This is a genomic window from Nocardia sp. NPDC003183 (assembly GCF_053590715.1).
The window spans coordinates 60,399-72,707 of sequence record NZ_JBSFTG010000004.1 but is presented as its reverse complement, the minus strand read 5'-3'; the positions used below and the strand labels follow the sequence as shown (position 1 = coordinate 72,707).

Genomic DNA, 12,309 nt, shown 5'->3' with positions numbered 1-12,309 from the left:
GGGGCCTGTCTCCGGCCAACCTAGCAGGTCTACCGGGCTCGGTCAGTCGTTGGGCAGCTCGCAACGCAGGGCGCTCAGCAGGGTGCGAAGTTTGACGGTCGTCTCGGCCAGCTCGGCGCGCGGATCCGACGCCGCGACGATCCCGCCGCCCGCACTCGCCCGCAGCGTCCGCCGATCGGCGGAGAGCTCGCCGCCGCGAATCGCCACGATCCATTCGCCGTCGCCGTCGTCGCCGCACCAGCCCACCGCGCCGCCGTAGAAGCCGCGTCGCGGTTCGTCGGTCGCGATCGCGTCCAGGGACGCGGTGAACGGGGTGCCGTTGACGGCGGGGGTCGGGTGCAGCAGCAGGGCCAGGTCGAGGGCGGTGGTAGACGGGTCACGCAGCACGCCGTGAATGGGAGTGGCCAGGTGCCAGACCTGTTCGGTGCTCAGGAGCTCGGGCGCGTCGGGGATGCGCAGTTCCGTGCAGACGGGGGTCAGTTGCTGCCGGATCCAGTCGATCACGAAGGCGTGCTCGTCGTGATTTTTCGTGCTGGACAGCAGTTCGCGCGCCTGGGCCGCGTCATCGGCCGGATCGGTGCGGCGCGGCAGGGTTCCCGCCAGCGGATTCAGGCTGACGCGGTCGCCGTGGCGCGCGACCAGCACCTCGGGTGTCGCCCCGATCAGCGTCTCGCCGGATCGTCCCGCCGTGGACAGGTCGACCGCGTACACCGCGGCATTCGGATGCCTGGTGAGCAGATGTGCCGCCAGTACCTCGGGATCCAGCGGCGCGTCGGCCTCCAGCACGATCGACCGTGCGGCCACTACCTTGCGCAGCTCGTTCGCCGGGTCACCCAGTTGCTCGACCAGCTTCGTCACACGCGCGACATGTTCTGCCGCACTGGGTATTTCGGCCACCACGCGGACGCCGGGCAATTCCGGCAGCGCCGCGGGTCGCCACGGTCCCGCCGTGTGTAGCACCGTCTCCGGTTGCCAGAGTGCCGCGGGTTCGCGTGGATCGAAGGGGAGCGCTCCGACGATCAATGTCGGTGCCGCGCCGGACGAGTCGTGCTGTTTCTCGGCCGAATCGGTGACGTGGTCGGGCCGTTTCTGCCACGCACGCAGCGCCGCCACTGCCTGCCGAGGGTCGGAGTACGCCTGGCGCACCCCTGACGTCCGCAACACCGCGTCGGGTCGAGCGAGCAGGAATTCGTTCATGGTGCTTCGACCATAACGCCGCCGATGTGGCGCCGATCCGGGAGAGCGACGGAACTCTCACCGCGCGGCGGCGCCACGAAGATCCGGAGTGGCGAGCCGCTACTGCTGCGGTGGCACCAGGAAGACGGGCCGGTGCCCGTGCTTGAGAACGGCCTCGGCGACGCTGCTGTGCAACAGCGCGCGTAACCCCGTGGCACCGCGCGTACCTGCCACGATGATGTCGACGTCGAGCTCATCGGCGCAGTCCACAATGGTGTTCCAGATCGTGGTGGTGCACTCGGCGGTGCGCGGTTCGGCGTCGATTCCGGCCAGTTCGGCCAGGTGCACGCCCTCGGCGTTGATCTTGCGGGCGTCGGAGTAGGCGATGTCCTCCACCTCCTCGTCGGGCACCCAGTCCGGCTGCATCACCCCGGCGAGCCCGGAGATGCGCGCGGCCTGGCGCACCATCGGTTCCCATGCGGTGAGCAGAATCGCGCGTTCGGCGGTCAGGAATCGTCCCGCGTACTCGATGGCTCGTTTGGCGTGTTCGGAACCGTCGTAGGCGATGAGCATCCGATCGCATGCCATGACGACCTCCTGCGCTGGTCGGAGCGGCTTTTCCCTCAGGTTACCCGCGGATGTGTGTATCAATCCGAACCACCGTGGTGGGGTTCGCGCCGGGAGCGGGCTACCGTGGAGCGCATGCGGAAATCGCCTGTGGTCGTGTTCGCAGTCCTCGCCGCCGTTGCCACCGCCTGTTCGGGAGGTTCGTCGAACGAGACGACGCCCGCGGCGGGTAGCAGCGGAGTGGCCGCCCCCTCTGCCGCCGGAGAGCCGAGTTCGCCAGGGTCGGCGACTCCGACCCAAAGCAATTGCGGCGCAGACTATCTCGCCAAGCTCTCCCAGCGGGAGAAGCTGGCCCAGCTGCTGACCGTCGGCATCACCGGTTCGGCGGACGCGTCGAACGTGGTGAGTTCGGAGCAGGTGGGCGGCATCTTCGTCGGCAGCTGGACTGATCCGAGCCTGCTGGACAAGTCGGCGCTCGACGCGGTGAAAGCGCAGGCCAAGGTCCCGTTGATGGTGACCATCGACGAAGAGGGCGGGCGGGTCTCGCGCGCGAAGAACGTGATCGGCGCCGCGCCGTCGGCCCGTGAGATCGCGCAGACCCAGACCCCTGAGCAGTACTACCAGTTCACGCTGACCAGGTCGAAGGCGCTGAAGGATCTGGGCATCACCGTCGATTTCGCTCCCGATGTCGATGTGAGCAGCCAGCCCGACGACAGTGTGATCGGCGACCGCTCCTACAGCGACGACCCGAAGGTCGTCACCGAATTCGCGGGCGCCTACATCCGCGCGGCCAACGAGGTGGGCCTCGGTTCGGTGATCAAGCACTTCCCCGGCCACGGCTCCGGTTCCGGTGACTCGCACACCGGCGCCGTCACCACCCCGCCGCTGGACCAGATGCAGAACACCGACCTGGTGCCGTTCCGTGAGCTGGTGAACTCCGGCGCGGCGGTGATGGTCGGCCACCTCGACGTGCCCGGCCTGACCGAGCCCGACGTGCCCGCCAGCATCAGCCCGGCCGCGATGACGCTGCTGCGCGAGGGCAAGGGCTACGGCGCCGCCCCCTACGACGGCCCGATCTTCACCGACGATCTCAGCGGCATGGCCGCCATCACCGCCCGGATGTCCATCGCCGACGCGGTCGAGGCCACGCTCGTCGCGGGCGCCGACAATGCGCTGTGGATCAGTAGCGATGCGGTGCCGCAGGTACTCGACCGTTTGGAACAGTCGGTCGCGAGTGGCAAACTGCCCGCCGACCGGGTCGACACTTCCGTACTGCGGATGGCGCGCTACAAGGGCGTAGCGCTGGGCTGCTGATCGCACCCGGCGACTGTGCGGCAAATGAGCGCGGGTGAACTTACCTTGGAGTAAGATAGGTGGTTCACCCTGCGGTAGGAGAGTGGATGGCAGGCGGGACCAAGCGACTTCCCCGGGCAGTTCGCGAGCAACAGATGCTCGATGCCGCCGTCGAGGTATTCGCACGCAAGGGCTTCCACGACACGTCGATGGATGCGATCGCCGCCGAGGCGAAGATCTCCAAACCCATGCTCTACCTGTACTACGGCTCCAAGGACGAGCTGTTCCGCGCCTGCATCCAGCGCGAGGGTCTGCGTTTCATCGAGGCCGTCGCGCCCGCGGGTAACCCGCAGTTGACCCCGCACGAACAGGTCCGCACCGCGCTGGAGGGTTTCCTCGATTTCGTCGACCGCAATCGGCAGTCCTGGCAGGTTCTCTACCGTCAGGCTATCGGTCAGCAAACTTTTGCCGCCGAAATCGACAATGCCCGTGAGCGCGTCATCGAGCTCACCGCGAAACTGCTGGAATCCAGCGCCAAGAACGCCGACCCCGGCACCAATTTCGAGGTCGTCGCGGCGGCGGTGATCGGTGCGGGTGAGGCCATCGCCGACCGGGTCGCGAGCGGGCGGATCGAAGTGGCCGAGGCGGTCGACCTGCTCGACGATCTGGCCTGGCGCGGTCTGGCCGGCCGGAAGAAGATCGACTAGCGGTTGCGCCTGGCCCCGTCGGCTGCGATCGTGCACGGTTGACGTTTCACGACAGACGGGGTGGCAGTGTTCGGTGTGTTGAAGCCGTGTGCGCACGGCGCGGCGAAATATGGCATCGATCCGGGGCAGTGGCAGGCACACATGTGCGGGCTGTGTCTGGGTCTGCGAGACGGGCACGGTCAGTTGGCCCGCGCCGCGACCAACACCGACGCGATCGTGCTCAGTGTGCTCACCGAGGCGCAGTCGGGCGCGAGTGCGCGCACGAGCGCCGGTCCGTGTCCGCTGCGCGGGATGAAGCGCGTGTCGGTGGTCGCCGCGAACGCGCCCGGTGTGCGGTTGGCCGCCACGGCGTCACTGCTGCTGGGCGCGGCCAAGATCGGCGATCACGTCGAGGACGGGGACACCTCCGTCCTCACCCGCCGACCGATGCGGCGGGTGTCGAACGCCTGGGCCGCACGAGCTCAGCAGCAGGCTGATCTGATCGGGCTCGATGTGGGGCCCATGCTGACCGCGATCGCCACCCAGTCCTCGATGGAGTCCCGCGCGGCGGTCGAGGTGATCACGCTCGAGGAACTCACCGGGCCGACTCAACTCTGTGCCGCGACCCTTTTCGGGCACACCGCCACCCTGGCCGGGCGTCCGGAAAACGTTGCGGCCCTTCAGGAAATCGGTCGCCACGTCGGCCGCATCGCGCATCTGGCCGACGCCATCGAAGACCTCGAGTGCGACCGCGCCCGTGGCCGTTTCAATCCGCTGGAGGCCACCGGCACGGATATGCCCCGCGCCTACGATCTGTTGCGCGAGAGTGAATCCCGCATCCGGCAGGCCGCGTCCGAGGCCGAACTCGACCAGCTGCCGACGGTGCGCTGGGCGCTGCTCGATCCGCTGGCGAGCCTGTTGCGCAGCCTCGGTCGAGGTCTCGGCATCGTGGTCGGCCATGCCTGCCGTACTTCAGTTACGGCGCAACAGCATTCGCCGTACGAATTCCCGTCCCCGCCCGGACGGCGCCCGGGCAGACCGGGGCCGTTCAAGGCGAGTGGACTCGTGCTCGGCGTCTACTGCACCGGCATGGCCTGCTGCGTCGACCACACCAGCCCGTGCACCGGCGAACAGAAGGACGCCTGGGCCAAGAAATGCGACTGCGGCAGTTGCTGCGACTGCGGTGAGTGCTGCGGCAACTGCTGCGGCGAGGACTGCTGCTGCGGCGACTGCAGCTGCGATTGCGGCTGCTGACGAAAAAGGCTCGCGCGGTGGCGAATCCGCCTACCGCGCGAGCCTTCTGCTATCGAACCCCTACTCGCACTTGACGATCGGGATGGGGTCGTACTTCACGGTCCGCGTGTGCCTCGACACCTGCGCGCCGGACTTGGCGTCGGTGATCACCCTGGTGTCGGAGATGGTGAAGCCGGGCGCGCCCTCGGAGGCGATGCAGTCCTTGCCCTTGGGCAGCACGACCTCGTTGGGTTCGGTCGGCTTCGACTTCTCACCCGTAATCGATTCCACGTTCACGGTTTTGGTGCCCCACAGCCGCACGGTGATCTCGGAGCCGGTGGCGACCGCCTGAATGTAGACACCGGTCGTGCCGGTATTGCGGAACGCCAGGTCGATCGCACCGTCGAACACCGTCGCCTCGCGCGCGGCCGGGTAGCGCGAGATGTAGTAGCTGTGCTCGGTGTGTCCGCCGTCTTCCATCCCGGCGAAGTAGGCCGCGTTGTAGAGCGTGGTGGCGAACTGGCTGATGCCGCCGCCGACCGCGGTGCTCGGCCTGCCCTTGTCGATGATGCCGGACTCCACATAGCCCTCCGCCGCGGTGCGCGGGCCGGTGAACTCGTTGAGCGAGAACGTATCTCCCGGCTTGACCACCGCACCGTCGACCTTGGCGGCGACCGTGCGGATATTCACCCCGGAGGGGCCGCTGAAGCCGCCGGTGGTGAACTGGCCGATCGTCTCGTTGACCCCGAGCGCGTTCGCCGCCTCGGTGGTGAGCTTGGGCTCGATGCGCTGATACACCACCGGACTGGTGCGCGGGCCCGGCTGCGTGAGCAGGGCGGGCAGCTTCTCCAGCGTCTTGGGCCAGTCCACCTTCTCGCCGACCACGGCGGGCACCACGGTCGGTTTGCCCGCGCCGACGGTGAAGGTGGCATCCTTGGGTTCCACCTCGGACTTCGCCAATTGTGGTGCGAGCAAGGCGATGACGGCGTCGTTGTCGAACTGGGGTGCCAGTCCGCCGTTGCCGTCCGGCACGAAACCGAGCACGTCGGCGATCTGGCCGCCGGTCAGCGTGGCCTGAACATCCTTGCCGGACACAGTGATCGGTGACGCGACGGCCGGTGTGGCGATGTCGCGCACCGCCGCCTGCACGGCGTCGGCGCGCACGGCGACCGGCGCGGCCACCACGGGCAGATCCAGTTGGCTGGTCGCCGCCCAGCGGTCGGTGATCGTGGTGCGCGCGGCCTCGGTGTCGAGCACCCGGCCCGGCACCGGCGCGACCGCGACCGGCCTGCCGTTCTCGAACCGCACCGTACCTTCGACAGTCGGATTGTCGTGGACGCGGAAGCTCTCGAGCTGTGCGTCGAGGGCCGCGGTGTCGACGGTGCTCGACACCGGAACCTCGCGGGTGCCGAAGAGTGAGATCAGTCGGCTCACCGGGTTCAGCGGCTGGCTGCCGACGGCGTCCCAGGTGCGGTCGTAGTCCACCGACAGACCGGCTGTGGCGGGCACCATGCTGGCCTGCACATCGCCGATCCGCACGGGTAGGGGTCGCTCGGCCTTGGGCCCGAGTTCGGTGTGCAGCAGCGCGTCGGCTTCGGCCTGGTCCATCCCGCCGATGTCGATACCGGCGACGACGACGCCGCGCGCCACCTCACCCGTGCTCAACGCGAGGTCGGCCAGGTAGGCGGCGGTCCCGACGGCCAGCACGGCGCCGACCGCGATCCCGATCCGCTTGACCAGCTGCTGGTTGCCCGGCGGGGCAGGCGGGGGTGGGCCCGCCGGGCCGGGGGTGGGTGACCAGCGATCGCGGGTCACGGTGTTCAAGGGCTGCGTAAGGGCGGTGGTGTCCGGATCGAAAGTGCGATTTGATTCGAGCAGCTTGCGTAATCCGACCTCGCCCCTTCGGTCGGCCGGTTGTCCGGCGGTCGACTCGCTGGGCACGGAGGTCCTTCCGTTAGGTTGGCCCCGAATGTTTGCGGGGTCCGGCCCGAGGGTAACGCGCTTCGGCGCGCTCGGCAGCTCGGCAACCGGGTGGGGGCAGCAGAAAGGCTCCGCGTAGTTGCCGGGTCGGGGGTCTGGCAACTACACGGAGCCGATCTGTTTATCGGGGCTCGGAGCGGGGCGTTACAGCCCATTCGGAAGAATTTCGGCGCGCGGGCCGACGCCGCCAGGACCGACGACCCGGCGGCGCGAGACAATCGGGGTGAGACTCGACACCACGGACCGGACGAACGAGGAGAACTGATGCAGCTGGGAATGATCGGCCTCGGCCGGATGGGTGCCAACATCGTGCGCCGGATCGTGCGCGACGGGCATACCGCCGTCGGCTACGAGCGTCACCCAGGGCCGATCGCCGAGATGGAGTCCGAGCTCGGCGGCAAGTTCCGCGGCACGACCGACCTGGCCGAGTTCATCGGCATGCTCGAGGTGCCCCGCGTGGTGTGGGTGATGATTCCCGCCGGTGCCACCGGCAAGGTGATCGAGGACGTCGCCGAGCTGCTCGAGCCGGGCGACATCATCATCGACGGCGGCAACAGCCGCTACCACGAGGACATCAAGCGCGCGAAGGCATTGGAGCCCAAGGGTATTCACTACCTGGACATCGGCACCTCGGGCGGCGTGTTCGGCCTACAGCGCGGCTATTGCCTGATGATCGGCGGAAACGCGGCCCAGGTCGACTACCTGGAGCCGCTGCTGGCGACCATCGCCCCCGGCTACGAGTCGGCGCCGCGCACCCCTGGCCGCACCGGTGAGCCGTCGCAGGCCGAGAAGGGCTACCTGCTGTGCGGTCCGCACGGCGCGGGTCACTTCGTGAAGATGGTGCACAACGGCATCGAATACGGCGCGATGGGCGCCTACGCCGAGGGTCTCAACATCCTGAAGCACGCCAACGCGGGCTCGGAGTACCTGCACGGTGAGCACTCCGCGGAGGAGACGCCGATGGAACACCCCGAGTACTACATGTACGACCTGGACATCCCGGCCATCACCGAGGTGTGGCGTCGCGGCTCGGTGGTGGCCTCCTGGCTCCTCGATCTCACCGCGTCGGCCCTGGTCAGCGACCCCGACCTGGACTCCTACAGCGGCCGCGTCTCCGACTCCGGCGAAGGTCGCTGGACCATCGACGCCGCCATCGACACCGCGGTCCCCGTCCCGGTCCTCTCCGCCGCCCTCTACCAGCGCTTCTCCTCCCGCGGCCAGGCCCTCTACGCCGACAAGATGCTCTCGGCCATGCGAAAGGCGTTCGGCGGCCATAATGAGCTGCCGCAGAAGTAGCCAGACGCGTATATCCCGAAAGGCGTTCGGCGGCCACAACGAGCTGCCGCAGAAGTAGCCCCCTAGACGCCCGTAACCGGCCTTTCGTCGCCAGACGGAGGCCGGTTGTCGCGTTTCCGGGTCGATTCGAGTGGATCGAAATCCTCGGATGCTACCCGCGCCGGAGAGTAAAACAACGATGTTCCACAAAATAAGAACACGTTCTTCTTTTCCAGGACAAGCGTCCAGTCGGACCTATACCTTGTGGTCAGAGGGGGGAAAGCCCACCTGATGAGGAATTCGCCCCGGTCGTCTCGCCCGGGGCTTTGGAGGAAAAGCATGTTCCGGACTTCGCGTATCGCCGCGGGCGTCGCCACCACCGCCCTGGTCGTCGCCGGTGTCGGTGTCGGCCTTGGATCCGGCGTCGCCGCCGCCGACGCCACCTGTGCGGTGAGCAGTCACGCGCAGAAGAAAGACGCGAGCACCGTCGGCGTCACCCACGTCTACGACAAGATCGCGAGCGCCGAGCAGATCGGCGTCGGCACCTCGGTCACCTACAAGGTGATCGTGGGAACCACCGGGATCGGTAACCCGTACGTCAACACCATCACCGACTTCCCGCCGGTCGGCTTCGGCGCACCGACCAAGGCCACCATCACCGCCTATCACGCGATCGGCGGCCAGGTCACCGAGGACGTCACCGCCGAGCCCAACGCGGGCGGCTGGAAGGTCACGAGCACCGGCTGGTTCGTCAACTCGGGCAACCCGGTCACCCTGACCATCACCTACCCGGTGCCGAGCAGCGTCAAGACGGGTCAGATGGTCACCAGTGGTGGCGTCGGGGTCGCGGGCACCGTGGGCGTCGGCAATGAGATGCCCGGCCTCACCGCCTGTTTCACCGCGCGCGGCGCCAACGCCGGCGAGACGGTGATCGGCAGCCTCGGTGACAACGGGCTGGGTTCCGATGATGGCCAGCTGAGCTCCACCGGCTCGCTGAGCGACATCATCTCCGACGTGCTGGGCGATCTGATCGGTAGCTGATCGTCTGGCACCTGGTCGCCGGGACGGTCTCGCGCTGCCGTCCCGGCGAACCATTCTCTGTGTGGCGCACTCTTTTCGAACTCTGTGAGGACTCGTGTTCCCCTGTAAGCGGACGGTGCTGACCGCGCTCGCCGTTATCGCGCTGTCGGTCGTCGCTATCGGAACGGCCGGTGCGGACGGATCGCGGCTGGATCGGATCGAGCGGCCCGGCCAGCGGCAGCAGACGCTGCACGTGTACTCCGCGTCCATGGACCGGGTGATTCCGCTGCAGGTCATCACGCCGCACGACACCAGCGCGCCACGTCCGACGCTGTATCTGCTCAACGGCGCGGGCGGCGGCGAGGATATCGCGAACTGGTACAACCAGACCGACATCGTGCAGTTCTTCGCCGACAAGAACGTCAACGTCGTCACGCCGGCGGCGGGCGCGTTCTCGTACTACACCGATTGGCTGCGCGACGATCCGAAGCTCGGCCGCAACAAATGGCAGACCTTCCTCACCGAGGAACTCCCGCCGATCATCGACGCCACCCTGGGCACCACCGGCGTGAATGCCATCGCGGGCCTGTCGATGTCGGCCACGGCGGTGCTCAACCTGGCCATCGCCGCCCCTGATCGTTACCGCGCCGTCGGCTCCTACAGCGGCTGCGCCTCGGTCGACGATCCGGTCAGCCGCGCCTATATCGATTTCGTCCTCGCCCGCGGTGGTGCCGACCCCGCCAACATGTGGGGCCCGCCCGGCGACCCCGCCTGGCGTGCGAACGACGCCTACCTCAACGCGGAACGCCTGCGCGGCAAGGCGATCTACCTGTCCAGCGCCAACGGGCTCCCCGGCGCCGCCGAAACTCTCCCGCCCGGAGCGACGCCAGGAAAGGTCATCGGCATGACCGACCAGATCCTGCTCGGCGGCGCCATCGAAGCCGCCGCCAACCAGTGCACCCAGCGCCTCGCCGCTCGCCTCGCGGAACTGAACATCCCCGCCCATACCGAATTCCGCGCCGCCGGCACCCATACCTGGCGGTACTGGGAACAAGACCTGCACAACTCCTGGCCACTTCTCGCCGCCGCTATCGAAGCGAACTGACAGTCGGTGTGCAACTCGAACGTCTTGTAGCACTGAATAATTCGAGGTGTCAAGCCCATGGAAGCTATAGATAACGCTCGTATCGAGGCACCCGATGTGGTTATCAGCTTCGCTCGGTTTTCCATTGAAAGGCTTGTTATGCACCGTCGAATGATCCGAGTCCTTGTTGCCACCGCGGCTGTCGCCGGTATCGCCGCAGGCGCGCCAACAGCGCTCGCCGCCCCCGCGCAACCGACTGTGGTAGCCGAATCGGGGTCCGCCGGAACCGGTTCCGCCGCGATCGACATTCCACTCGGCTTCCTCAAGCTCATTCTCTGCGGGCCGTGGGCGTCCACGGAGCCGCACCCGAACCCGACGTGCCGCTGAGGTCTGACAACGAAACGGCGGGTGTTCTCCGAAGAATCGGAGAACACCCGCCGTTTCTGTGCGTGATCAGCGCGGACTAGCGCTCGATGATCGCCACCACACCCTGGCCGCCCGCGGCGCAGATGGAGACCAGCGCGCGGCCGGACCCCTTCTCCGCCAGCATCTTCGCGGTCGAGGCGACGATGCGACCGCCGGTCGCGGCGAACGGGTGGCCCGCGGCGAGCGAGGAGCCGTTGACGTTGAGCTTGCTACGGTCGATCGAGCCCAGCGCGCTGTCGAGGCCGAGGCGCTCCTTGCAGTAGGCGTCGGACTCCCACGCGGCCAGGGTGGCCAGCACCACGGAGGCGAACGCCTCGTGGATCTCGTAGTAGTCGAAGTCCTGCAGGGTCAGGCCGTTGCGGGCCAGCAGGCGCGCGACCGCGTAGGTGGGCGCCATCAGCAGGCCGTCGGGGCCGTGGATGTAGTCCACCGCGGCGACCTCGGAGTCGACCAGGTGGGCCAGCACCGGCAGGTTGCGCTCGGCCGCCCACTCGTCGGTGGACAGCAGCACCGCGGACGCGCCGTCGGTGAGCGGGGTCGAGTTGCCCGCGGTCATGGTGGCGTCGCCCGCCTTGACGCCGAACACCGGCTTCAGGGTCGACAGCTTCTCCACGGTGGAGCCGGGACGCAGGTTGTCGTCGCGGGTCAGGCCGAGGAACGGGGTGATCAGGTCGTCGAAGAAGCCACGGTCGTAGGCGGCCGCCATGTTCTTGTGCGAGAGGTAGGCCAGCTCGTCCTGCGCTTCGCGGGCGACGCCGAATTCCTTCGCGGTGATGGCGGCGTGCTCACCCATCGACAGACCGGTGCGCGGCTCGGCGTTCTTGGGGATCTCGATGCCCAGCATCGAGGGGCGCAGCTGGCCGACCAGCTTGACCTTGTCCTTGGTGGTCCGGGCGCGGTTGGCGGTGAGCATCCACTCGCGCATGTCCTCGCTCACGCCGATCGGCGCGTCGGAGGTGGTGTCGGCGCCGCCGCCGATGCCGGACTCGATACGACCCAGCGCGATCGCGTCACCGACGGTGACGATCGACTGCAGGCCGGTGCCACAGGCGAGCTGCAGGTCGTGGGCCGGGGTGTAGGGCGAGAGCTTCGAGCCGAGCACGCTCTCGCGGATCAGGCTGTGCTCGCCGACCTTCTTGAGCACAGCGCCGCCGACGACCATGCCCAGGCGCTCGCCCTGCAGACCGAACCGGCTGACCAGCCCATCGAGGGCGGCGGTGAACATGTCCTGATTGGACGCCTTGGCGTAGGCCTTGTCGGAGCGCGCGAACGGGATGCGGTTGCCGCCAACGATGGCAATCGGGCGCTGGGTCTTCGCGGCCTTGGCAGGCTTAGTTGCGGCCTTGGCCGTCGCCGAGCGGGCTTTGCTTGTCACTCGAGTTCTCCATGGTCTCGTCGGTTCCGGGTAACGCCGGCCGCTGGAATCGGCCCCCGTGCGGTCGCGGCGTCGTATCGGTTTACATTAAACTTACTCCGGAGTAAGTTCGTTGTCGACACCGTACCCGCAAGTGTGCGCTCACACGGGGGACACTGGGCGGAGCACGGTCACCACACTCGTCGAGCACAGAG

General features: G+C 67.9%; 10 protein-coding genes. 6 read left to right on the top strand and 4 right to left on the bottom strand.

The window, feature by feature from the left end; all coding sequences use genetic code 11:
- Window positions 1-42 precede the first annotated feature (42 nt).
- Window positions 43-1,197, bottom strand: coding sequence for an isochorismate synthase (locus ACWDXS_RS16275; RefSeq protein ID WP_449966396.1), 1,155 nt, complete (start codon window positions 1,195-1,197; stop codon window positions 43-45).
- Window positions 1,198-1,296: 99 nt separating this feature from the next.
- Window positions 1,297-1,764 (bottom strand): universal stress protein, encoded by a 468-nt coding sequence (locus ACWDXS_RS16270; protein ID WP_387446135.1) that lies wholly within the window; start codon window positions 1,762-1,764, stop codon window positions 1,297-1,299.
- A 114-nt stretch (window positions 1,765-1,878) separates the two neighbouring features.
- Here ACWDXS_RS16270 and ACWDXS_RS16265 point away from each other — a divergent pair, with 114 nt between their 5' ends.
- From ACWDXS_RS16265 to ACWDXS_RS16255, 3 genes are all read left to right on the top strand, one after another.
- Window positions 1,879-3,057, top strand: a complete 1,179-nt coding sequence (locus ACWDXS_RS16265; protein ID WP_379311883.1) for a glycoside hydrolase family 3 N-terminal domain-containing protein — start codon at window positions 1,879-1,881, stop codon at window positions 3,055-3,057.
- Window positions 3,058-3,143: 86 nt separating this feature from the next.
- Complete coding sequence (locus tag ACWDXS_RS16260) at window positions 3,144-3,743, top strand: TetR/AcrR family transcriptional regulator (protein WP_378989192.1); 600 nt, start codon at window positions 3,144-3,146, stop codon at window positions 3,741-3,743.
- Between the two features lie 60 nt (window positions 3,744-3,803).
- Window positions 3,804-4,976, top strand: coding sequence for a DUF5685 family protein (locus tag ACWDXS_RS16255; protein WP_449966391.1), 1,173 nt, complete (start codon window positions 3,804-3,806; stop codon window positions 4,974-4,976).
- Between the two features lie 60 nt (window positions 4,977-5,036).
- Here the strand turns inward: ACWDXS_RS16255 and ACWDXS_RS16250 are convergent, their stop codons facing one another.
- Window positions 5,037-6,770 carry a VanW family protein gene (locus ACWDXS_RS16250; protein WP_449966388.1) on the bottom strand — a complete coding sequence of 578 codons (1,734 nt, stop codon included), beginning with the start codon at window positions 6,768-6,770 and terminating at the stop codon, window positions 5,037-5,039.
- A 429-nt stretch (window positions 6,771-7,199) separates the two neighbouring features.
- Here ACWDXS_RS16250 and gnd point away from each other — a divergent pair, with 429 nt between their 5' ends.
- From gnd to ACWDXS_RS16235, 3 genes are all read left to right on the top strand, one after another.
- Window positions 7,200-8,231 carry a phosphogluconate dehydrogenase (NAD(+)-dependent, decarboxylating) gene (gene gnd / locus ACWDXS_RS16245; RefSeq protein WP_378653866.1) on the top strand — a complete coding sequence of 344 codons (1,032 nt, stop codon included), beginning with the start codon at window positions 7,200-7,202 and terminating at the stop codon, window positions 8,229-8,231.
- Between the two features lie 318 nt (window positions 8,232-8,549).
- A complete protein-coding gene (locus ACWDXS_RS16240) occupies window positions 8,550-9,251 on the top strand; it encodes a hypothetical protein (RefSeq protein ID WP_387446137.1) in 702 nt (233 codons plus the stop codon).
- 115 nt (window positions 9,252-9,366) lie between these two features.
- Entirely contained in the window at window positions 9,367-10,335 is a 969-nt protein-coding gene (locus tag ACWDXS_RS16235) for an alpha/beta hydrolase (RefSeq protein ID WP_449966996.1), read from the top strand.
- Between the two features lie 442 nt (window positions 10,336-10,777).
- Here ACWDXS_RS16235 and ACWDXS_RS16230 read toward each other — a convergent pair whose 3' ends face one another.
- Entirely contained in the window at window positions 10,778-12,115 is a 1,338-nt protein-coding gene (locus ACWDXS_RS16230; RefSeq protein ID WP_449966384.1) for an acetyl-CoA C-acetyltransferase, read from the bottom strand.
- Between the last annotated feature and the right edge of the window lie 194 nt (window positions 12,116-12,309).

Bases quoted from the DNA above. Each gene is read 5' to 3' on its own strand.
- ACWDXS_RS16260 (WP_378989192.1), top strand. From the start codon at position 3,144: ATGGCAGGCGGGACCAAGCGACTTCCCCGGGCAGTTCGCGAGCAACAG.
- gnd (WP_378653866.1), top strand. From the start codon at position 7,200: ATGCAGCTGGGAATGATCGGCCTCGGCCGGATGGGTGCCAACATCGTG.
- ACWDXS_RS16265 (WP_379311883.1), top strand. From the start codon at position 1,879: ATGCGGAAATCGCCTGTGGTCGTGTTCGCAGTCCTCGCCGCCGTTGCC.
- ACWDXS_RS16275 (WP_449966396.1), bottom strand. From the start codon at position 1,197: ATGAACGAATTCCTGCTCGCTCGACCCGACGCGGTGTTGCGGACGTCA.
- ACWDXS_RS16270 (WP_387446135.1), bottom strand. From the start codon at position 1,764: ATGGCATGCGATCGGATGCTCATCGCCTACGACGGTTCCGAACACGCC.
- ACWDXS_RS16240 (WP_387446137.1), top strand. From the start codon at position 8,550: ATGTTCCGGACTTCGCGTATCGCCGCGGGCGTCGCCACCACCGCCCTG.